This is a genomic window from Streptomyces sp. NPDC003691 (genome assembly GCF_053981115.1).
This window is the reverse complement of record NZ_JBSFNQ010000015.1, coordinates 78605-100387: the sequence shown is the minus strand read 5'-3', so window position 1 is coordinate 100387 and position 21783 is coordinate 78605. Positions and strand designations below refer to the sequence as shown.

Genomic DNA, 21783 nt, shown 5'->3' with positions numbered 1-21783 from the left:
TTCGCCGCTGCCTGCCCTCTGAGCCGTGCAGGCAGATGCCCGCCGCTTCTCGCCGCCGCCTGGTCGCCGCCGAGGCGTGACCGAGGTCACGTCCCTTCGCCTTTCCGAATCCGGGATCATCCTGCGACTTCTATATGTAAGTACGTAAGCGGCAGACAAAGGCTCTTGGCCCCTGTCGGGGCCCGCAAAAATGAAGACGCCTTGCCGATTTACATGTCCGCGAATTGCGGAATTGGCCCCCGGAGGGGGCCATCTGAATGAAGACGAAAGACGTAAGCGGGAAAGCGCGTCTTTCATATCTGGGGGGTCTGCTTGCGGATCCTTGAGCTCTGCGCAGGGTACGGCGGTCTCGGAATGGCTGTCGCCCCTCTTGTCGGGGGACGGGTCGCCTACGTGGCCGAAGACGCACCAGGCCCAAGTGCCGTCCTCGCTGAAACATATCCGGACGCCCCGAACCTCGGCGATATCCGCGAGATCGACTGGACCGAGCTCGTCGGCCTGGTCGACGTAATCACGGCGGGAACACCCTGCCAGGACATCAGCATTGCGGGGAACCGGGTTGGAATTCGAGGTGCTCGCTCTGGAATCTGGGCCAATGCCCTTGATGCAATTCGCATCATTCGACCGAGGCTCGTCTTCCTGGAGAACGTCTCAAATATCCGGACGCGCGGCCTCGACGTCGTCCTCGGTGACCTGGCCGAGATCGGGTACAGCGCGCGGTGGGTGTGCGTACGAGCTACCGCAGCTAAGGCTCCTCACCTCCGTGACAGGTGGTTCTGTGTCGCGTCCCCTGAAGACCCCGACCTCCAATCTGGGGTCTAACGGCGGCGCTCGCCCTCCGGCCGAACGTCGAGCTGGTGGTCACGGCCCCACGCTCGATGACGAAGCCTGCTACCTCCTTCCGTACTCGGAGGCGATCCGCGAAGGCCGCGAGCCCGAAGCCGCGGTGGCCGGCACCCGCTCCCCCGCCCACTGGTGGGGCGAGTACCTATCGGCCATCCGGCAGTGGGAGGACGTGACCGGCCGAGCGGCGCCGCCGCCCACGGAGGCCGGACGCAAGGGCGGGCCGCGTGTGACCGCCGAGTGGGTCGAGTGGCTCATGGGACTCCCCCTCGGTCACGTCACGTCCGTCCCCGGCCTGACGCGCGGACAGCAGCTCCAGATTCTCGGAAACGGGGTCGTCCCCCAGCAGGCCGCGCGCGCGTTCGCTGCGCTTCTCGACCTGGAGGTGTGATGCCGAACTGGTCTGGGTCGGACAGGCGCGAGCGCCTGCCGGCCGACTGGTCCCGCATCCGCCTTCGGATCCTCCGGCGGGACGGCCACCGCTGCACTCACCGCGATCAGTACGGGGAGCGCTGCGAGGAGCTGGCCACGGATGTCGACCACATCGTGCCTGGTGATGACCATCGAGACGCCAACCTGAGATCGCTCTGCGGGTGGCATCACCAGGCCAAGTCCGCGCGCGAGGGGGGCCTTGCTCTGGCCGCCCAGCGTCGGCGTATCAACGGCAGATTCAGGCGGATGGAGGCCCACCCCGGCCTGACCGGCTAGGAGGTGAGTCCATGCCCGGACCTGTACCGAATCGCGAGTCCGACCTCGCCCGTCCGCGTGAGCGCAAGGGCGGCGACATCATGCCGGTGACGCGGGGCGTCGCCCGGCCGTCGAAGGTCCCGAATGCGGATCGCGAGTGGCATCCAATCGCCCGCCGCCTCTGGGATGCCCTCAAGGTGTCCGGCCAGGCCGACTTCTATCAGGCAAGTGACTGGGCATTGGCCTACTCGCTGTGTGAAGACCTGAGCTTCTACAAGAAGTCCGGGAAGCGGTCGGGCCAGATGCTCCAGACCATCTATTCGGCCTTCGAGCGGCTGCTCGTCGCCGAGGGTGATCGCCGTCGCGTGAGGGTCGAGCTGCACGAGCCGGAGCCGGAGACGCAGTCTGCGGCGGTGCTGGCCATCGCTGATTACAAGAGGGATCTCGGACTCGACTGAGCGCCGCCCTCTCGGACCTTGCCGAGGGGGTGAGACCTATCGCAGCTCTGACCGCTGAAGAGATCGACGCGCTTGAACCCATTTTCCTCGGACCCACTTGGAAGCGCGGGCCGGATGGCTCGTGGCTGCTGCCCAAGTACACCCTGGGGTGGCAGATCGCCGGGTGGTGCGCGGAATATCTGAACGCCGAGGACGGCGGGCCGTGGCGCTTCACGCCTGAGCAACTCCGCTTCATTCTTCACTGGTACGCCGTTGACGAGTCCGGCCGGTTCACATACCGGAAGGGCGTCCTTCAGCGGCTGAAGGGCTGGGGCTTACCGGCAAGGATCCGCTCCTCGCCGTCGTCTCGCTAGTCGAATTCGTCGGCCCGTCCCGATTCTCCCACTGGAGCCCGGACGGACAGCCGGTAGGAATTCCGCACCCGCAGGCGTGGGTACAGGTTGCCGCGACGAGCCGCGACCAGACCCGCAACACCATGACTCTGATGCCGAGCCTGATGAGCGAAAAGCTCATCGAGACCTACGGCATCAAAGCGGGGGCTGAGCTGATCCGTGCCAACGGCGGCCGTCAGCGCCTTGAGGCGGTGACAAGTAGTTACCGCGCCCTGGAAGGGGCGCGGTCCTTAAGTCCACGTTCGTATGCATCAACGAGTCTCATCACTGGGTCAGCGGCAATACCGGTGACCGGATGTACGAGACGATCGACGGCAACACCACCAAGCGGGACAGCCGCTATCTCGCCATCACGAATGCTTACTTGCCCGGCGAGAATTCCGTCGCCGAACGAATGCGCGAGGCATACGAGAAGGTAGTCGAGGGCCGCGCGGCGGACATCGGCTTCATGTACGACAGCATCGAGGCGCACCCCGCGACTCCGCTGACGCCGGAGGCGATTCGGATCGTCCTGCCGAAGATCCGCGGTGACGCGGTCTGGCTGCGCATCGAGACGATCCTTCAGTCGATCCTCGACACGACGATCGCCCCGTCGCGGTCGCGCCGGATGTGGCTGAACCAGATCGTGGCGTCCGAGGATGCCTTGTACGGGCCCGCGCAGTGGGACGTACTGAGGGACGACTCGCTGACGCTCCGCCCCGGCGACGAGATCGTTTGCGGCTTCGACGGGGGCCTTCGGGATGACAGCACAGCATTGGTGGCTCTGCGCGTGTCCGACATGGCGGCCTTCGTGCTGGGCCTGTGGGAGAAGCCCGACGGCCCGAAGGGGCAGGGCTGGGAAGTCCCCCGCGCCCAGGTCGACTCGGCCGTGCACGATGCCTTCCGCACCTTCAGCGTGCAGGGCTTCTACGCCGATGTCGCTCTCTGGGAGAGCTACATATCCGAGTGGGACGCAGCGTACGGCGAGGGCCTGGCCGTGAAGGCGCCCGGCAAGGACGCGGTCGGCTGGGACATGCGGACCAGCCTGAAGAGTTCGACCCTCGCGAACGAGCGGCTGATGCGCAGTGTCTACGACCGGAAGCTCAAGCACGACGGCGACCGCAAGTTGCGCCGGCATCTCCTGAACGCCGTGAGGCGCACGAACAACTACGGCGTTTCCTTCGGCAAGGAGTCCCGGGAGTCCCCCCGGAAGGTGGACGCCTACGCCGCGCTGATGCTGGCGCACGAGGCCCTGTTCGATCTCCGCGCTCGCGGCAAAAGGGTCCACAAGAGGACCGGCCGGGGCTTTTTCCTTTGACCCACGTTTTAAGTTAGTACCAGGGGTGGTGAACTATGGCCGCTCCTTCTCCGCTGTCGCTCGCCCGGCAGCTCCTCGGTGTTCTGCATCGGGACGGCGACCGGCTGCGTCGGATCGACGACTATCTTCACGGTCGGCACGCGGACCCGTACATGCCGCCGCAGGCCGACTCGGAGTACCGGCTGCTGGCCCGCCGGTCGGTGCTGAACTGGCTGCCGCTGATCGTGTCGACTCCGGCGCAGGCGCTGTATGTGGACGGTCACCGGCCCGGACGCGGCACGGATTCCGCGGTGGAGCCGGATTCGGCGACGCCGGAGTGGGCGCACTGGCAGCGCTCGCGCCTCGATGCGCGACAGGCTGCTGTCTACAGGGGGGCCCTCGCCTACGGACATTCGTTCACGGTCACGGAGCGGGACCGTGCTGGCCAGGTCGTAACCCGGGGCCTGTCGGCCCTGAAGACGGCCGCGCTCTTCGAGGATCCGGCGAACGACGACACCCCGGCTGCGGCGCTGACTGTGACTGCATGGCCGGTGGGCGAAGCCCGGGGCCAGGCCCGGATGTGGGACGAGCGGCGGGAGTACACCGTCTCCTTCCTCTCTCTCACCGACGAGAAGTCGATCCGCGTCCAGGCGCGGCGACTCCACGGTTCGGCGGAATGCCCCGTGACTCGCTTCGCTGCGAGCGTCGACCTGGAGGGCCGGACCGTCGGGGTCATCGAGCCGATGATCCCGACCCAGGACCGGATCAACCAGACTGTCTTCGACCTGCTGTTGGCCCAGTCCTACGGCTCCACCAAGGTCCGGACCGTAACCGGCATGGCGCCTCCGATCCGGCGGGATCCGGAGACGGGCGAGCCTGTGCTCGACGCCTCCGGCAATCCGGTCCCGCTGCCGATCAACCACAACTCGAAACGCTTCCTCTTCGCGGAAGATCCAGACGTCAAATTCGGCTCCCTTGACGAGACGCCCCTCGGCGGCTTCGTCGAGTCGCTGGAGATGTCGATCCGGCATCTCAGCGCGCTGGCACAGGTGCCTCCCCACGCGACGCTCGGCCAGATCGCGAACCTCTCAGCTGAGGCGCTCCAGGCGGCCGAGGTGTCCCTGTCGCGGATGGTCGCGGAGTTCCGGACGAGCTTCGGCGAGTCGTGGGAGCGGGTCTTCCGGCTCGCGGGCGAGCTGGCCGGCAACACCGCGTCGGCCGTCGACTACAGCAGCGAGGTCATCTGGCGAGACATGGAGTCCCGGTCGCTGGCCCAGGTCGCCGACGCCCTCGGAAAGCTCCGCGAGCAGCTCGGCATTCCGAAGAGGGGTTTGTGGCGACGTGTTCCCGGTGTGACCCAGACGGAGCTGGAGGACTGGGACGAGTGGGAGGAGGAGGGCGACTCGGTGAGGCAGCTCGCCGGAGCCCTCAACCGTTCCACTCCCGACACACGACCAGTTGAAGCGGTGGCGGCGTGACCGCGCCCGCTGCCCGGCACGCGGAGACCGACCAGGCCACCGAGGCGTTCCACACCGCGCTCGCGCAGATCGGTGCGGAGACGGCTGCCGGGGCGCTGGCTCTGTGGGCGGATGTGCCGGCCGATCTGCGGGGGGCGACGGCCGGGGCCTGGCTGAGGCGGGCGATCACGCTCGTCATGGGCCAGCGGCGGCGGTCGCGAGACCTCGCCAGGGCGTTCTACCGTCTCGCCCGCGCTCTTCAGACCGGCCGTACGGTCGCCGACCCCTACCACCCAGAACCGACACACGTCACCCTCGCTGATCTGCGTCGCGAGTTCGCGGCGCTGGCGGGCCCTTCCCGCCCTGCGGCCCCGGCCGGGGGTGGGGCCGCGACCGGCGAGCCCGGGGAAGCCCCGCACCTGGCCGACCAGGACGAGCGCGTTCTCGTCGAGGAGCTGCCCGGCCTGCGGGAGTCCGAGGAGCTGATCGAGCGCCAGGCCGAGGAGGAACTCGCCACGGTCCTCGAAGCCCTCGGCACCCTCAACCTGAACCGCAAGCTCGCCGAGGTCGACGACGGGCAGCCCGCGCGGGACGCCGACCGCGAGCGGGCAGAGGCCCACCAGCAGTCCGGTGCCCAGCAGGCCGCCGCAGCGGCCCGGGTCGCCATGAACGGCGCCCGGTCAACGACGTGGAATCACATGCGCAGGGACGGAAGGGCCATGGGCTATGTCCGGCTCTCCAAGACGGGCACGCCGTGCGGCTGGTGCGCGATGCTGATCAGCCGGGGCGCCACCTACAAGAGCCGCGAGTCCGCGACCTTCGCCGACGGCGACAAGTTCCACGACAACTGCCTCTGCTACGCCGTCCCGGTGTTCAGCAGGCAGCAGTTCCAGGGCTCGGAGCTGATGGCCCTGTCCCGCGAGTACGGGGCCCTGTGGCCGACGGTCACCAAGGGCCTGTCCGGCAAAGCAGCCGTGAGCGCCTGGCGGCGCTTCATCCGCCAGAAACACCGCGCCGCAGCCCAGGAGGCCGCGCGGCAGTCCACCGACACCGCCCAGGAGGCGTGACCCTGTCCGAGCAGAACACCACCGCGACCAGCACCGACGACGTGACCTCCCCGTCCGGCGAGAGCACCGAGGCGCCCGCCGGGCAGCCGGAGCAGTCCGGGCCCGACGGCCAGGAGGACGCCCTCCCGGAGTGGGCCCGCAAGGAGCTGACGAAAGTCCGCGGTGAGGCCGCCTCGTACCGGACCCGGCTCCGTGACGCCGAATCCCGCCTGTCCGAGGCGAAGTCCCCGGAGGAGTTCGAGACCGCGCTCGCCGAGGTGAGGGCGAAGAACTCCGCCCTGGAGCGCTCTTTGCTGGTGACGCGAGTCATCGCACAGTTCGACCTCCCCGGGGAGCTGGCCGACCGGCTGCGCGGCGAGTCCGCCGCCGAGCTGGAGGCCGACGCGAAGGCGCTCCGGGCTCTGCTGGCCCCGGCCGCGCCTGAGGCCCTGTCCGGCGGGCTGGACCCGTCCGGCGGGGACGACGGCGAGATGGACCCGCGCGCGCTCGCCCGCCTCGTCCGCCGCTGACCTTCCCCCCTTTCCCTCTCTCCCGCCTCCGGTCTCCCGGGGGCTTTTTTATGCCCTCAGGAGGCTTTAGTCAGTGACATTTGAGCACCAGGTCGTCAAGCCGGAAAAGCTGATCGCCACCGCCATCGGAATGCTTGAGCAGGAACTCACCGTTCCGAACCTTTTCGTCAAGGAAGGCACCGACAAGTTCAAGGGTGCCAAGGACGACACCGTCAATGTGAAGATCGAGGGTGTCCTTCCGTTCCATGACTACGAGTGGCGCTCCGGTTCGGCGAAGAGTTCAACGCCCGGCGTTCGTCAGCGGGTTGTGTTCGACGAATACTCGGAGAGGACCGTCCCGGTCAAGTTCGGCGGCAACGTCTACAACGGTGTCCGCCTCACCGACGAGCAGAACGACTTCGACATCCAGCAGTGGGGCAAGCTCCTCACCCCGCAGGTGAAGGCGGTCTCCCGGGGCCTCCAGCGGCGGGCCGTGAAGACGCTGGTGACCCAGCCGTACGCGGTGACCATTGGCAACGCCGAACAGGCCCTGCGGAAGGCGATCATCGAGGCCCGGCGGGTGATGCGGAAGTTCAACGCCCCTCAGGGGTCGTGGTACATGGTGGTCGGCTCGGACTTCGAGACCGCCCTTCTGTCCGACCCGGATCTGAATCTGGCCTCGAACGTCGGTGACAATCAGGCCGAGTCGGCTCTCGTGAACGCCACCCTCGGAAACCGGTACGGATTCCGCTTCATTGTGGACCAGACGATCCCGTCCGATACTGCTTTCGCGTTCGCGTCCTCGGCGTTCATTTTCGCCTCCGCCGCACCGTCGGTTCCGCAGTCGGTTCCGTTCGGCGCCACCACGTCGTTCGAGGGCCTGGCGCTGCGCTGGCTCCGCGACTACGACAGCGAGTTCTTCCAGGACCGGTCGATGGTGAACTGCTATGCCGGTTTCCGCTCGGTCGAGGATGTTCTCGTGGGCTGGGATCCGGTCGCGGAGAAGGAGATCATCTCCACGGACGAGCACTTCGTCCGGGGCATCAAGCTGACCCTCGACGGCAAGTCCGACTACCCGGCGGCTTCGTCCGAGCTTGCGAAGATCACCGGTATCTCCGACGCGAAGGTCTGGACCCCGACCGGCGGCAAGCCGGAGACCGACCCGGCCAACGCCTGATCCCCCCTCCCCTGACCGGCAGGCCCGGCGCCCCTCGTGGCGCCGGGCCCTCGCTGGTCTGCCCGAAGGAGGGCGATCACTCTGTACGCGACTCTCGACGAGCTGCGCGAGCGGGTCGACTGGGAACTCGACGCGGATGAGCTGCGGATCGGGGCCTCGGCGCTCCAGGACGCCTCGGATCTGGCGATGATGCACGGCCGTGAGTGGCCCGTCGCTACGGTCCCCCGGCTGGTGAAGACCCTCGTCCTCAAGGCGGCCAGCAGGTACCTGCGCAACCCCAACGGCTACACACAGTCGAGAGCGGGTGACGAGACGCTGGCCTGGGGCGACGCGCACGGCCGCGACGCCGGGTCGGTGTACTTCACCCGCGAGGAGATCCGTCTCCTGGAGGAACTCGCGGGGCGCCGGCCGACCCTGTCGAGTGTGCCGGTGATGGCCTGGGGCACGGTTCTCGGCTCGGCCGTCGGCAGCGGCCGGGTTCCGGTCGACGGGCCCGGCAAGTCCTTCCCGTTCTTCCCTGACGACGGGGGGCCGTGGTGAGTGTTCAGCGCCGCCGGGGCCAGAAGGCGAAGGTGTGGCGCACGGTCGCCACCACCGACCGGCGCGGGAACACGGTCTTCATGGCCGACCCGGGCGGCCCCATCGAGGTGCGGGCAGCGTTCATCCCCCAGCGCTCCGCCCGCGCCGAAGTCCCGGGCCAGCAGCAGATCAACGTCACGCGCATGATCGTGGCCGCCGACCTGCCCGGAGTAACCCTGTGGTCCCGGGTCGAGTGGGCCGGACGGGAGTGGGACATCGTCTCGCCGCCCGCCTACCACCACGGGGACCGCCGCACCCGGCACTGGTCCATGGACCTGCGCGAGCGCCCCTGATGGCCCAGGTCTACGACAACGTGCGCGGCGGCCAGCAGTTGGAGAGGTTCCTCGCGACCATGCCCGGCGTCCAGGCCGAGCTGGACAAGGCGCGTTTCGAGATCGCCGCCCGCGCGGAGGAACTTCTCCTCCAGCACCGCCAGGAGGGCCACGCCAGCATCGACGTTGAAGACGGCAAGGTCGACAAGTACGTCGTCCTGGACGACGAGCGCGGCGCGAAGGCCGCCCTGTCGATCGAGTACGGCCGGGCCGAGTCCATCATCGTCCGGCGCCGCCGCGACGGCTCGACCTACCTCGACGTACTGCCCGGATCGCAGGGCCTGTTCATCCTGGCCCGCGCCGCGAACCTCCCGAAGAAGCGGAAGGGCAAGGTGCACCTCTGATGGCCGGACTGCCCGACCACGTCAAGGCTTTGGCCGAGCTGAGCCCCGTGGAGGATCTGCTCCTGGCCGTGCTCCGGGAAGGTCTGCCCGGCGTCCGCGTGAAGTCCCTGATCGACCAGCGGGAAACCTTCCCTCTGGTCCTGGTCCGGCGGGACCCCACCTGGGGCGAATGGCAGGGCGATCCCCGGTTCACCGACGCCGCCCGCATCGTCGTCCAGTGCTTCGTCCCGGACCCGGACGGCGACCAGGACGCGGCCATTCTCTCCGAGGCCGTGCGGGTCGTCCTGCGGAACGCATGGCTGAACCAGCGGGTGTATCCCCGGCTCGGTCACATCATCCGCGTGGACATGAATTCGGCACCCCGCCGGGCCACCGACTGGGCGACCGCGACGGGGCCGGTGCAGTACGCCGACCTGCCCACCGGGATCTGGCGCTACGAGAGCGTCTTCGACGTTCAGATCCGGAAGCCACGCACTCGCCCCTACTCCTGACCGACCGCTCACCAAGAAGGGCCTGCCGCACCTGCGGTGGGCCCTTTTTTATGCCTGGAAGAGGACCGTTTCTCTTTGCCCATCAATGATTCCGCAACACTCGTCGTCGGCAGTGGCAACTATCTGACGGCCCCCGTCGGAACCCCCATGCCCGCCGACCTCCTCACCCCCACTTCCCCCTGGCAGGCCGTCGGCCACACCAGCCTGGAAGACGTTTTCGGCATCACGTCCGAAGGCGGCGAGGCGACCACCATCGGGTCACTTCAGAACAACTCCCTCCGCACGAAGTATTCGGCGAGGGTTGAGACAATGACTTTCACTTTGCAGCAATTCGACACCGCCGCCCTCCGGCTCTACTTCGGCGCCAACTCTCCGATTCTGCCCGATGGTTCAGTCGGCGTCCCGACGACTCCGGAGCCGACCCAGTCCGCGTTTCTCGCGATCTTCGTGGACGGTGAGAATTTCTTTGCCTTCTACGCGCCCCGCAGCGAGATCTACCGCGCGGACGACATGGCCATCGCTGACACGGAGTCCCTGGCGGGCCTCCCCCTCGGCGTGAAGCCCATGGCCTACGGCAGCAACCCGTGGACGTACGCGATCACGCCGCTCGGCGGGGTCCTGGCGACCGGCGCGACCGCCGGCACCCCGGGGGCCTTCACTCCGGACGGCGCCACGCCCCCGGCGGGCCTGTCATCCCTGTCCAGCGTCATCGCGACACCCGCGACAGCCTGGCCAGTCGGTCAGCACGTGGTGCTGGGCGACGCGTCCCGGGCGCACTGGAACGGCACCGCCTGGGCCGCCGGACAGGCCGCCTGACGGCTCCCGGCGCGAGCGCTGCGGACCCGCCCGCGCCGGGCCCCCCGGCCTTCCGGTCCGCCCCTCAACTCCCCCCTCTTCCTGTTTCGTTCTCCCGGAGGTCCGCACCCCCTTGGCTTCTTACACCCTCGACGACATCCGCGCCGCCGCAGACCGCAAGTACGGCTCCACCGATATCCAGACCGGCGATGAGATGGTCCGGCTCCTCAATCCGCTCCGCCTCCCCAAGAGCAAGCGAGATGTCCTACTCGGTCTTCAGGAGCAGATGGTCCGGGACGACGCCGACCAGGCGGAGCTTCTGTCTCAGGCGATTCGCACGGTGGCCGCGTCCGAGACCGCCGCGGATTCCCTTCTCGCCGCTATCGACGGCGACCTCGCTGTTCTCGCCGAGGTGTTCGGCCGGTACGGCGACAACACCCAGGCGGGGGAAGCCTCGGCCTCGCACGGCTGATCGACGAGTATGGGGCCGGGATCTATCCCGATCTCCTCTTTCATTTCGGTGTCGATTTGACCGAGGTGATAGCGGGCCGGGGCCCGGCTCCGTCGCTTGTCCTTCTGCTTGTGGAGAGGCTTCCCGACACTTCTCTCACGACCGCTCTCGCGTCCGGCGGCCGTGAGCATTTCGGCTGGGGCCAGGACCGGCACCTGTCCGCCGACCTTTTCGACGCGATCAATCAGAACACCAGGTCGACCGGTCAGTGGGAAAAGGGCAAGGTCCCGAAGATTCCCGTCTATCCGCGCCCGCAGGCAAAGACGGCTCCGGCTGATACTCCGGCCAAGCCGCGCTCCGTTGCGGAGATTTACCAGCACTTCCAGCGGAGGTAACACCTTTTGTCGGACGCATCAGTCGTCGGCCGTGTGGCCATCAAGGTCATGCCGGACACCGCAGGGTTCCGGGACGACCTGAAGGACAAGTTGCGGCGCATCGAGCGGGATCTCGATGTCACGGTGGACGCCCGGCTCGACGGCGACAACCTCGGCCGGCAGGCCCGCGCAGCCCGCGACAACGCCCAGCGGCAGCTCAAGGATCTCAAGATCCGGGTGAACCTGGACAACCAGGAGTCGGTGAAGCGGGCCATCGCCCAGACCCGGCGGGCCCTGGACACCCTGCGGGAGACCGTGATCGAGGTCGACCTCAACGAGGCGTCCTTGCAGGCCGCGATCGACATGTTCGAGGAGCACCTCGACAACATCGCGACCATCTCCCTCCAGGTCGACCGCGACTCCGAGTCCTCCGTCAAAAGCGCGGTCGCCCGCATCGACCGGGAGTTGGAGCGCCTCGCCGAGACCGAACTCGTGGTCCGGCTGGACCGGGACGCTCTGGAGGAGGCCAAGCGGGACCTCCTGGCCGCGTCCCGCGCGGCGGCCCAGCAGGCGGCCGACGAGATCCAGGCGGCACTGGACGACATCGACATCCGCCCGGAGCTGGACCACGCGCACGTCGCGAAGACGAAGCGCGAGCTGGAGGCGGCGTTCGTCCGGATGCGGGAGCTGCGGGCGAAGATCACGCCCGAACTCGACGCGCTCGCGGTCCGCGCGGTCGAGCGGGACATGGAGGAACTCCAGGAGCGGATCGACGGCCTGCGGGCCGAGATCGAGCCGGAGGTGTCCCGCTCCGGGGCGATGGCCGCCCTCGCCCACATCGCGGCTCTCGCGCGCGATCGGATCGTTCAGCTGGTACCCCGGGTGAGCCTGTCGGCCGCAGCGGGCGCGACCGCGATGCTCAAGGCCCTGTCCGGGGGCCGGGTGATCACCAGCATGATGGAGCGGCTGGGCCGGACGATCAGCAACCTCGACAAGTCCGTCCCGATCATCGGGACGATGGCGACCGCCATCGCCGGACTCGCCGGGTGGGGCATCACCGCAGCCTCCAACCTCTTCACGCTCGCCGCGTCCCTCGCCCAGATCGGCTACACCGCTCTCCTCCTGCCGGGTCTCCTCGGCGGTATCGCCGTCGGCATCGGCGTCACCGTCGCGGCGCTCAAGGACTTCAACAAGCAGGTCCCGGAGGCGAAGGCCGCGCTGGCTGGTCTCCAGGACGCCATCTCGGACAACTTCTGGGACAAGGCGCGGGAGCCGATCCGGTCGCTCGTCGAGGAGCTGCTCCCGCAGTTCCGGAAGGGCCTGGAGCAGACCGCCGGCCAGCTCGGCGGTTTCTTCGGCGGCCTCGCCACCGGGCTGGAGGGCGCGCTCAGTCCGGCGCTCGACCAGATGTTCTCGGACCTGTCCGAGTCCATCGGCATCGCGACCGAGGGAACCGACACTTTCGCGTCGGTCATCGCGATTCTGGGGAAGGTCGGCACCAGCTATCTCCCGGAATTGGCGCGGTGGTTCGTCACCATCGCGGAGCGGTTCGACTCCTTCCTCAAGCGGAAGGGCGAGTCGGGTCTCAAGCGGGAGATCGACGAGGGGATCGAGGCCCTCCAGGATCTCGGCTCGGTCCTGTTTCACACCGGCGGTATTTTCGCCGGGTTCTCGCGGGCCGCGACGGCGGCCGGTGGTTCGACGCTCGACTCCCTTGCGGGCGGGCTGGAGCGGATCCACAAGACGGTCGACTCGCCGTCGTTTCAGTCGGGCCTGACCCAGCTTTTCTTTGCCGCGCACGAGGCGATGCGGGAAATCGCCACCGTGTCCGGCCCGGCGGTCGAGGAGTTTTTCAAGTCCTTCGGCCGTCTGCTGCGGGATATCCTCCCGCAGGTCGGTGCCATCATCGGCACCGCGATGGATGCCATCGCCACGGCGCTTTCCCAGCCTGCGGTGACCGACGGCGTCAAGGGGCTGTTCGACGGGATTCAGTCCGCCGTCGATGCGCTGGCCCCGGCGATGGTGCCGGCCGGTGCCGCCCTCGGCACCCTGCTGGACCTGGCGGGAGCCCTCGCGGCCAGCCTCGGCCCCCTCGCGGCGGCCGTCCTGGTCCCCCTCTCGGACACGTTCGTTCAGCTCGGATCTGCGGTCCTGCCGCTGGTCGGACTGCTGGGGGATGTCCTCCTCGGCGTCGTCGCAGCGCTGACCCCGCTGTTCATGTCGGTCGTCGCGGCCGTCGTCCCGCTGGTCGATGCGCTGGTCACCGGGCTGACCCCTGTCGTCCCGATCCTGACCGCTGCCTTCCAGGTGATGTCGGAGGCCCTTCAGCCGGTCGTCGACATCCTGATGAGGATTCTGACGGCTGCGATCCTGCCGCTGATCCCGATTGTTCAGCAGCTCGCCGCCGAATACATTCCGCAGCTTTCCGCCGCCTTCTCGGCGATCGTGGAATCCCTCCAGCCCTTTTTGGAAGCGCTGGAAGCGATCGTCGATTTCCTGATGCCCATCCTGGGCCCGGCGATCATGTTCATCGCCAGTGTCCTGCTGGATTCACTGGTCACGGCGGCGAATGCCGTAGCCGATGTTTTCAACGGCCTGCGGGGCATCCTCGTTGGCATCTGGGATTTCCTTGTCGGCTACTTCAAGGTCATCGTCGGATTCTTCAAGGGCACCCTAACCGGTGACTGGTCGATGTTCTCCGATGGACTGAAGCAGCTCTGGAACGGCATCAAGGGTTTCCTCTCCGGCCTGTGGGATGTCATCAAGGGGCTTTTCCTGCTCTTCCTGAGCGTCGGGATCCTCGGCGCCGCGAAGAAAATCCTCGGCGGGGTAAAGACCCTGTGGAACGACATCTGGAACGGCATCAAGTCCGCCGCGATCTCCTCGTGGAACTCGATCCGGTCGAACTTCAGCAGCTTCATGACGACGCTGCGGGAAACTCCCGGCGCCGCCCTCCGCGCGATCGGCCAGTTGTTCTCCAGCACCTGGAGCAGCATCCGCACCGCAGCCGGAGAGGCGTGGGATGCCGTCCGCAGGATCTTCGCCGACAAGGTGAACGGATGCGTTGAGGTGGTCCGGGGCCTCCCGTCCACCCTGCGGGGCATCTTCAGTGACGCGAAGAGCCTGCTCGTGGACGCCGGTCGGCGGATCATCCAGGGCCTGATCGACGGCCTCAAGTCGATGGTGGGGTCGGTCAAGTCGACCCTGGGCGACCTCACGTCGAAGATCAAGGACTGGAAGGGGCCGCCGAAGAAGGACGGCCGCCTCCTCTACGACGCGGGCAAGCTGATCATTAAGGGCCTCGTCAAGGGCTTGGAGTCCGAGTACGACAAGGTCCGGCAGTCCCTGAACGGACTGACGGCGAAGATCCCGAAGACCGCGTCCAAGGGGCTGAAGGACCGGGTCAACCGGGACCGTGCCGAACTGCTCAGACTGGCCTCCCAGTGGGAGACCGGGGCGGCGCGACTGGAGGCCGCCCGCGACCAGCTCGACAAGCTGCGCGAGGAGGCCCGGAACTACGCGGCCCAGGTCGCGGAGCGGGTGATCGACACCGGCGACGTGACCAAGGTCAAGGACCCCACGTACGCGTCGATCGCCGACTCCTTGAAGGCGGCGGTCGAGCAGGCGAAGAAGTTCGCGACCGTGCTGGCCCGGCTCAAGGCACTCGGCCTCAACCAGACGACGTTCGACCAGATCGCCATGGCCGGACCGGAAGCCGGTCTCGCCGCAGCCGAGGCCATCGCCAACGCGGGCAAGAGCGGCGTCGGTGAGATCAACGATCTCCAGAAGGAGTTGGAGAAGCACGCCAACGCCGCCGGGAAGACCGCCTCGGCGCACATGTACGAAGCGGGTCTCGCGGCGGCCGAGGGCCTGGTCAAGGGGCTCGAAGCCAAGCAGGCCGTGATCGAGAAGGCCATGCTCCGCATCGCGGAGTCCATGGTCGGTGCGATCAAGAAGGCGCTCGACATCAGGTCTCCCTCCAGGCTCCTGCGGCGGATCGGCTCCTTCGCGGGCCGGGGCTTCGGCCTCGGCGTCGAGGACGAGACACAGCTCGTCGAGCAGGCCGGGCAGTCCCTCGCCCGCAGCGCCGCCACCGGCGCATCGGGGGAGATCACGGCCGCTGTCTCCGGCGGCCTGGCCCGGCCGGACGCCCAGGCGGCGCCGGTCACGAAGGTTCTCAACTACTACGCGGGCACCAGCAGTTCCCTCTCCAGCGAGGAGGAGCTGTTCACGGCTGCCTCGCGGGCAAGGATGGTCGGCTGGTGAAGCTCGAACTCGCTTCCCTCTCGGACAGGCTGGATCTGTCCGAGGGGGAGACGGGCGGGGTGGGGTACCAGGCCCTCGCCGGGATCACCGGCATGGGCCTGCCCCAGCTCTCCGCGCAGTGGCTCGAAGGCGCCGGGGACGGCGGCGCCTACCGGGGTCGCAGGGTCCTGCCCCGTGACCTGGACATCCCTCTCGACATCTGTGGCCGCGACCGGTCGCATCTCGCCGAGCTGGTCGCCCGCCTCGCGCGGGTCCTCGCCTCGGACGCGTGCACCCTCACCGTCATCGACACCTCCGGCGACCGCTGGACCACCCCCGTCCACTGGACCGGCGGAGGCGCCATCGACCCCGGAGCCGGACAGCGCGACGTGCAGACGATCATCACCCTCCGGGCCCCGTCCCCGTACTTCCTGGCGGAGACGGCGCAGACGGTCACCATCGGGGGCAGCACCGTGGCCCCGTTCCTCTCCTCCCTGGCATCCATACCCCTCGCCTCCTCGCAGGCGCTGGGTTCGGTGACCCTCACCAACGTCGGCGACGCACCGGCCTACCCCGTGTGGGAGGTCACCGGCCCCGGCGAGAACTTCAAGGCGGTCAGCCCCGACGGCCGGGCCCTGCACTGGACCGGCCGCCTCCAGGCCGGGGAGACGCTGACCGTCGACATGGGCGCCGGCACCGTCCGCGACCACACCGGCACCAGCCGGTACGCCTCCCTCGCCCCCGCGCCGGCGTTCTGGTCCGTCCCGCCCGGCGAGTCGACCGCGACCGCATCCCTCGACGGCATCACACCCGCCTCCCGGGTCGTGTGCACCTGGCGACCCAGGAAATGGGTGGTGATCTGATGCGTATCGAAGACCTCCTCGTCGAGGTCCGCGACAAGACGCTGACCCGCGTCGGGGCGATCCCTTCGGAGCAGCTCCTCCTCGAAGCCGAGGTCCCCCACAACAACGTCGGCACCTGGAAGGTGCAGCTCCCGGACGAGCATCCCCTCGCGGCCGTCCTCTCCACCCCCGGCGCGGGCATCATCGTCACCGGCCCGGGTGGCGTCCTCTTCTCCGGGCCGGTCGTGCAGGCGGATTCCGCGGTGACCGCGACCGACCCCCTCGGCACCCTCACCGTCGAGGGAGTCACCGACGCCGTCGTCCTGTCCGACATGCTCGCCTGGCCCGACCCCGCCCAGCCCGACCCCGCGAAGCAGGCGGTCGCGGCCGACGAGCGGACCGGACCGGCCGAGTCCCTCATGCACGCCTACGTCTCCGCGAACTGCGGACCGGCCGCCCCGGCCGCCCGCCGCAGGGCCGGACTCATCATGGGCCCCGACAGCGCGCGCGGCACAACGGTCACCAAGTCGGCGCGGTTTCCGCAGCTCGGCGAACTGTGCAAGGAACTCGCGGAGCCGAACAACCTCGGCTTCCGGATCGTTCAGCGCGGACACCAGCTCGTGTTCGAGACGTACGCGGTCACCGACCGCACCAAGGACGCCCGCCTCGGCGTCGTGAACAACACCCTCGCCGGACAGCGCACCAGCACGGCCACCCCGCAGAGGACGCGGGTCATCGTCGGCGGCGACGGCGACGGCACGGCGCGACTGTTCGTCGGCGTCGACAACCCCGACTCTCGCGCGTCCGAGGAGGCGTGGGGGCGGCGCATCGAGACGTTCATCGACGAACGCTCCTCCAAGGACACCGCCGAACTCGCGCAGAAGGGCGCGGAATCCCTCGCGGACGGCGGCCGGACCCGTACCGCCGCCCAGGCCGTACCCATGGAGGACGCGGCACTCGTCTTCGGGGAGGACTGGGCACTCGGCGACCGGGTGTCGGTCATCGTCGGCAACACTGAGATGGCCGCGATCGTCACCGGGATGATCCTCAAGGCCACCGAGGACGGCGTCCGGCTCGGCGCCACCCTCGGCGACCCCACCCCGCTCAGCCCCCAGACGGCCGACGCGAAGGCTGCCCGCGCGCTCGCCTCCCGGGTCTCCCACCTGGAGCGCACCGCGGAATCCTCCCCGGCCGGGCCCCGCGTCCTGGAGCCGGGCCCGCTGACACAGGCCAGCCCGCCGGACGCCTGGCCCGAAGGCGCGAGCAGCATGTACCTCACCTCCGCCCAGTCCACCAGCGGGGGTTGGGACTTCGGCGGCCAGTGGGGAGAGCTGACCACCTGGCGGCAGTCCGGTGGCAACACCCACCAGACCTGGCGCCGCCTCCACGGTGCCGCGACCGCCCCGGAGGAATGGATACGCGGAGGCAACCGCACCGAGGGCTGGTCCCCGTGGCGGCAGGTCGCGTTCGATCACGTCCTCTCCCCCGGCCAGGTCACCCAGGCGTCTCCGCCCTCCGCCTACCCCGCCGGCATGTCCACCCTCGTCCTCGACTCCGCCGACGCGGCGGCAGGCGGCTGGTCCTTCGGCACCGGCAGCCGGTACGGCGTCCTGCGCACCATCCGGCCCCCGGCCGCGACGTACGCGCATCAGACCTGGCTGCGGCTCAGCCCCTCCGCGACCGAGGAGTGGACCCGCTCCGGCTCCACCGCATCCGGCTGGACCCCGTGGCGCACCAGCGCCCACAACGAGAAGTCCGCCAAGGGCATCGTCTCGATGAGGGAGCTGGAGACGACCGCGTATATAGGGGACACCCCGACCGTCGTCTACAGCCAGACGGTCACCGCCGAGGCGGGCCGCTGCTACAAGGTCGCCTTGCGGGTGGCGTCGGTGGACACCGACACGACCGGCGACGCGACGACCCTCCGGTACGCGAAGCAGTCCGCGTACTCCACCGTCCGCTGGGCGGCCGGATCCACGGTGGCCACCACGAGCAGACTCGTCGGCGACGCCTTCACGACCACGTTCGACGACGACTCGCTCACCTCGACCGGCCTCGACATGGCCTGCTACATCAACAACCCCCCGGCCGGGCTCATCACCGTGGGGGTCACGCTCCACGCGCGACGCCCATCAGCGACATACGGCCAGGTCCGTTTCCTCGTCGGCAGCCTCTCCACCCTCGTGGTCGAGGACGCGGGCGCAGCCCTCTAAGGAGTCTCCTCTTTGGCGATTACCGCCTACCCCTTCGACAACCAGGTTGTGACCGAGACCGAGTTCAGCCGCATGTTCAGGGAGTTCCAGGACTCCGGCGTCGTCGCCTCGACGGACGCGGCGGGCTTCCTCGTCGCGCCGGGCAGCGGGCTGACGGTGACCGTGCAGGCCGGGACGGCGATCGTGCGCGGCCACATGGTCCACTCCACGGCGACCGAGACCCTCCCTCTTCCTGCGGCCGGCACATCCGGCCGGGTCGACCGGGTCGTTCTGCGACTCGACCCGACGGCCAACACGATCAGTCTCGCGGTCAAGCAGGGGACAGCCGGATCATCGACTCCGCCGTCCCTCACCCAGACCGACACCGGGACATTCGAGCTGTCCCTCGCGACCGTCGCCGTCGGGGCGAACGCCACCACGATCAGCGCCGGGGACACAACCTCGACACGTCCCGTCGTCGGACACCGGGTCGGGACATGGACCACGGCGACCCGCCCGACCGGCCCGCGCCGGGGACGCCTCGGCCTGAACACCGACAGCTCAACGTGGGAGTTCTGGACCGGCACCGCATGGTCCCCGCTCGTCTCCGGCATCGACTGGAACAACCTCTCCGGAAAGCCGCCGAGTTTCGTCCCCAGCGCCCATACTCACCGGTGGGCAGACCTGACCGACGCGCCCGCGTCCCTGCCCCCGTCCGCCCACACTCACGACTGGGGGCAGGTCACGGGCAGGCCGACCAGCTTCGCCCCGTCGGCGCACGGGCACGACTGGGACGACATCACCGGGAAGCCGTCGAGTTTTGTCCCGTCTTCCCACACTCACGCGTGGTCGCAGGTCAGCGGGAAGCCGTCGACTTTCGCCCCGTCGTCCCACTCGCACTCCTCGTACCTGGAGTCCGGGGACACGATCGCGTGGGCCAACGGGAGCAAGAGGGTGCACGCGGACTCGGTATCCGGCTCAGGGACGTATTACGCCGTCTGGGTACAGGGGGACGGTAGTTTCGCGAGAAACACCAGCTCACAGCGGTTCAAGCAGAACATCCGGGACATCAGTGTTGACCCGTCGGCGGTTCTGTCCCTGCGTCCCCGCGTCTACGACCGGCGCCCCAAGGAAGACGGCGGGGACTATCTGAAGGACGAGTTCGGCCTCATCGCCGAAGAGGTCGCCGAGCATGTCCCGGAAATCGTGACCCGTGACGAGACGGGGCAGATTGACGCCCTGCGGTACGACCTGCTCGGCGTCGCGCTCCTGCCCGTCGTCCAGGACCAGGCCGAGCGCATCGCCCGCCTGGAATCCCTGATCAAGGAGATGACCCCATAGACCCCACTGTCCAAGTCGCCCTCGTGTCCGCCGGGGGCATGGTCACCGCGGCCTTGGTCGGCGTCCTCGTCGAGCTGGTGCGGCGCCAGAGCAGCGTCATCGACGAGGTCCGTGCCCATACCCAGGAGGCCCGCGACCAGGTCGCCAACGACCACGGCACGAACTTGCGCGACGACCTCGACAAGGTCTCCAGCACGCTCGCCCAGGTACTCGAAGGCCAGACCGAGTACCGCGAGCAGGTGAAGGCTTTACGAGCCGAGCTGGCCCACGAGAGGGCTGAGCGCCTCGCGGTCTCCGCCCGCCTGGACACCTACACGAAACCGCCCGCCGTCCCCGAAGGCGGCTGACCACCACGCACGGCCCCGGAACTCCCGGGGTCTTTTTTCATGCCCGGAGGCACCCTCTGACCATCAGCATCACCCACCGGAAGGACTGGGGCGCGCAGCCCTGGACCACCGCCCCCAGCTCTGTCCCCATCGCGGAGCGGCGGGAGTTCTTCATCCACTACGACGGCGCCCACCCGGTCGGGAAGACCGGGTCGTCCGTACCGCAGGCCATCGAACGAGTTCACCTCAACCAGGGCTGGTCGGGAGTCGGGTACAACTTCATCGTCGACCAGGCCGGGACCATTTTCGAGGGGCGCGGCTGGGGCCTCCAGGGCGCCCACTGCCCCGGCCACAACCGGACCGGGATCGGCGTTCAGATCGCGATCGGCGGGGACCAGAAGCCCAGCGACGCCGCCCTCCGCTCCGCGCGGGCTCTCTACGACGAGGCGTGCAAGCGTGCCGGCCGAACCCTCGCCAAGCGGGGACACAAGGACGGCATCGCCACCGCGTGCCCCGGCGGGCCCCTCTACACCTGGGTCACGGCCGGAATGCCCGCCCCCGGCGTGGCGAAGCCGAAGCCGCCCAAGCCGAAGCCCACCTCGAAGATCGTCGCTCTCCACAGCGGCGTACGGCCCGGCGCCCGGCACGCCCAGGTCAAGGAGCTTCAGCAGCTCCTCATCAAGGCGGGCTACGGCCCGATCAAGGGCGCGGTCACCGATCTGTACGGCCCGGAGACCCAGCGTGCCGTTGCCCGCTGGCACGACCGCAACCCCCAGTACCGCACCGGCCAGCACGACCCCCGGATCGGCCCCAAGGGCTTCGTCGCCCTCCAGAAGCAGGCGGGCCGCCGATGACCAAGCTGCGCGGCCCCGCCGCCGCGATCCTCGCCGCCCTGCCCGTCCGGTACCGCTCTCGCGCCACCGCCGTTATCGCCGCCTTGGGCGTCGTCGTGAGCGCCGTGGCCATCGTCTACGCGGACCGCCCAGAGGTCGCCCTGATTGTCCAGGTGGCCACCTCTATCGGGCTGATCGACGACCCGGAGAGTTCCGATCCTGAGTAACAGCGAGCGCCCCCTCATCAGCCGTGACGGCTGGTGAGGGGGCGCTTTCGTTCGTTGGACCTACAGTTTGCCCTCGGCCTTCAGCGTCTCAATCTCGGTGATGGTCAGGCTCTTGGTTCCGGCCCTCTTCCGGGGGGCTGCCTTCTTCGCAGATGCCGCTTTCTTCGGCGCCGCCTTCTTGGGCTCGGCTACCTCAGCGGGGGCTTCCTCGGCAGGGGCCTCCCCGGCGGGCGCGGCGTTCTGCTCGCGCCACTCCGCCTCGCGCCGGGCGCGGCGGGCTCTGTTCTCCCTCTCCTGCTCACCCATGAGCGTGAGGAGATGCTCCTTGAAGGCGGCCTCGGGGCTCAGCTCCTCCGCAGGTGCCAGGGGGCCGAAGGCGGCCTCAAGCGGGGCCGCATCCTCGGCGCACAGGTCGCGCGTCACCGGCTCCCCGCTTTCCACGGTGAGCGTGTAGCGGGTCGCGGGCCGGTCTGTCCTCTTGCACTGATCGCATCCACGCACAGTGATCGTCAGGTCCATTCTGGTTGTACTCCTCGCCGTGCGGGACAGTGGAGGACCACTATCCC

Annotated in this window: 24 protein-coding genes and 1 pseudogene; 24 read left to right on the top strand and 1 reads right to left on the bottom strand. The window is 68.7% G+C overall.

Features of this window, described 5'->3' with window-relative positions; translation table 11 throughout:
- Positions 1-354 precede the first annotated feature (354 nt).
- The 24 genes and pseudogenes from ACWDR0_RS10445 (at position 355) to ACWDR0_RS10330 (ending at position 21217) form a co-directional block, all read left to right on the top strand.
- A complete protein-coding gene (locus ACWDR0_RS10445; RefSeq protein ID WP_456351239.1) occupies positions 355-822 on the top strand; it encodes a DNA cytosine methyltransferase in 468 nt (155 codons plus the stop codon).
- Between the two features lie 250 nt (positions 823-1072).
- The gene (locus ACWDR0_RS10440) at positions 1073-1234 is read left to right on the top strand and encodes a hypothetical protein (RefSeq protein ID WP_456351238.1); all 162 of its coding nucleotides are present in this window, start codon (positions 1073-1075) and stop codon (positions 1232-1234) included.
- Between the two features lie 328 nt (positions 1235-1562).
- Positions 1563-1988 (top strand): phage terminase small subunit, encoded by a 426-nt coding sequence (locus tag ACWDR0_RS10435; RefSeq protein ID WP_456351237.1) that lies wholly within the window; start codon positions 1563-1565, stop codon positions 1986-1988.
- A gap of 29 nt (positions 1989-2017) precedes the next feature.
- Positions 2018-2341, top strand: coding sequence for a hypothetical protein (locus ACWDR0_RS10430; protein WP_456351236.1), 324 nt, complete (start codon positions 2018-2020; stop codon positions 2339-2341).
- A gap of 334 nt (positions 2342-2675) precedes the next feature.
- Positions 2676-3677 (top strand): terminase, encoded by a 1002-nt coding sequence (locus ACWDR0_RS10425; RefSeq protein ID WP_456351235.1) that lies wholly within the window; start codon positions 2676-2678, stop codon positions 3675-3677.
- 35 nt (positions 3678-3712) lie between these two features.
- Complete coding sequence (locus ACWDR0_RS10420) at positions 3713-5134, top strand: phage portal protein (RefSeq protein ID WP_456351234.1); 1422 nt, start codon at positions 3713-3715, stop codon at positions 5132-5134.
- Complete coding sequence (locus ACWDR0_RS10415) at positions 5131-6180, top strand: VG15 protein (RefSeq protein ID WP_456351233.1); 1050 nt, start codon at positions 5131-5133, stop codon at positions 6178-6180. Before ACWDR0_RS10420 ends, ACWDR0_RS10415 begins: the two co-directional genes overlap by 4 nt.
- On the top strand, positions 6177-6689 hold the full coding sequence (locus tag ACWDR0_RS10410) for a hypothetical protein (protein ID WP_456351232.1): 513 nt from the start codon (positions 6177-6179) through the stop codon (positions 6687-6689). The genes ACWDR0_RS10415 and ACWDR0_RS10410 overlap by 4 nt, the downstream gene beginning before the upstream one ends.
- A 73-nt stretch (positions 6690-6762) precedes the next feature.
- Positions 6763-7845 (top strand): hypothetical protein, encoded by a 1083-nt coding sequence (locus ACWDR0_RS10405; RefSeq protein ID WP_456351231.1) that lies wholly within the window; start codon positions 6763-6765, stop codon positions 7843-7845.
- 36 nt (positions 7846-7881) lie between these two features.
- Complete coding sequence (locus ACWDR0_RS10400) at positions 7882-8385, top strand: hypothetical protein (protein WP_456351230.1); 504 nt, start codon at positions 7882-7884, stop codon at positions 8383-8385.
- Positions 8382-8717: a phage head-tail adapter protein gene (locus tag ACWDR0_RS10395; protein ID WP_456351229.1), complete on the top strand. Its 336-nt coding sequence runs from the start codon at positions 8382-8384 to the stop codon at positions 8715-8717. Before ACWDR0_RS10400 ends, ACWDR0_RS10395 begins: the two co-directional genes overlap by 4 nt.
- Positions 8717-9100, top strand: a complete 384-nt coding sequence (locus ACWDR0_RS10390; RefSeq protein WP_456351228.1) for a DUF5403 family protein — start codon at positions 8717-8719, stop codon at positions 9098-9100. Before ACWDR0_RS10395 ends, ACWDR0_RS10390 begins: the two co-directional genes overlap by 1 nt.
- Positions 9100-9591 (top strand): hypothetical protein, encoded by a 492-nt coding sequence (locus ACWDR0_RS10385; protein ID WP_456351227.1) that lies wholly within the window; start codon positions 9100-9102, stop codon positions 9589-9591. Before ACWDR0_RS10390 ends, ACWDR0_RS10385 begins: the two co-directional genes overlap by 1 nt.
- Before the next feature lie 75 nt (positions 9592-9666).
- Positions 9667-10407, top strand: coding sequence for a phage tail tube protein (locus ACWDR0_RS10380; RefSeq protein ID WP_456351226.1), 741 nt, complete (start codon positions 9667-9669; stop codon positions 10405-10407).
- 112 nt (positions 10408-10519) lie between these two features.
- On the top strand, positions 10520-10858 hold the full coding sequence (locus ACWDR0_RS10375) for a phage tail assembly protein (RefSeq protein ID WP_456351225.1): 339 nt from the start codon (positions 10520-10522) through the stop codon (positions 10856-10858).
- 110 nt (positions 10859-10968) lie between these two features.
- Entirely contained in the window at positions 10969-11232 is a 264-nt protein-coding gene (locus ACWDR0_RS10370; protein ID WP_456351224.1) for a hypothetical protein, read from the top strand.
- 6 nt (positions 11233-11238) lie between these two features.
- The gene (locus tag ACWDR0_RS10365; protein ID WP_456351223.1) at positions 11239-15477 is read left to right on the top strand and encodes a hypothetical protein; all 4239 of its coding nucleotides are present in this window, start codon (positions 11239-11241) and stop codon (positions 15475-15477) included.
- Entirely contained in the window at positions 15474-16319 is an 846-nt protein-coding gene (locus tag ACWDR0_RS10360; RefSeq protein WP_456351222.1) for a phage tail family protein, read from the top strand. Before ACWDR0_RS10365 ends, ACWDR0_RS10360 begins: the two co-directional genes overlap by 4 nt.
- Positions 16319-18511 (top strand): siphovirus ReqiPepy6 Gp37-like family protein, encoded by a 2193-nt coding sequence (locus ACWDR0_RS10355; protein WP_456351221.1) that lies wholly within the window; start codon positions 16319-16321, stop codon positions 18509-18511. The genes ACWDR0_RS10360 and ACWDR0_RS10355 overlap by 1 nt, the downstream gene beginning before the upstream one ends.
- A 12-nt stretch (positions 18512-18523) precedes the next feature.
- Entirely contained in the window at positions 18524-19831 is a 1308-nt protein-coding gene (locus ACWDR0_RS10350) for a tail fiber domain-containing protein (protein WP_456351220.1), read from the top strand.
- A 23-nt stretch (positions 19832-19854) separates the two neighbouring features.
- On the top strand, positions 19855-20178 hold the full coding sequence (locus ACWDR0_RS10345) for a DUF2746 domain-containing protein (RefSeq protein ID WP_456351219.1): 324 nt from the start codon (positions 19855-19857) through the stop codon (positions 20176-20178).
- Positions 20175-20663: pseudogene (locus ACWDR0_RS10340) on the top strand (N-acetylmuramoyl-L-alanine amidase); the annotation flags it as partial. The gene ACWDR0_RS10345 and the pseudogene ACWDR0_RS10340, both read left to right, overlap by 4 nt.
- A 57-nt stretch (positions 20664-20720) precedes the next feature.
- Positions 20721-21011 (top strand): peptidoglycan-binding domain-containing protein, encoded by a 291-nt coding sequence (locus tag ACWDR0_RS10335; protein ID WP_456351218.1) that lies wholly within the window; start codon positions 20721-20723, stop codon positions 21009-21011.
- Complete coding sequence (locus tag ACWDR0_RS10330; RefSeq protein WP_456351217.1) at positions 21008-21217, top strand: DUF7439 family protein; 210 nt, start codon at positions 21008-21010, stop codon at positions 21215-21217. The genes ACWDR0_RS10335 and ACWDR0_RS10330 overlap by 4 nt, the downstream gene beginning before the upstream one ends.
- Positions 21218-21277: 60 nt before the next feature.
- Here the strand turns inward: ACWDR0_RS10330 and ACWDR0_RS10325 are convergent, their stop codons facing one another.
- Positions 21278-21736, bottom strand: a complete 459-nt coding sequence (locus tag ACWDR0_RS10325) for a hypothetical protein (protein ID WP_456351216.1) — start codon at positions 21734-21736, stop codon at positions 21278-21280.
- Positions 21737-21783: the final 47 nt, after the last annotated feature.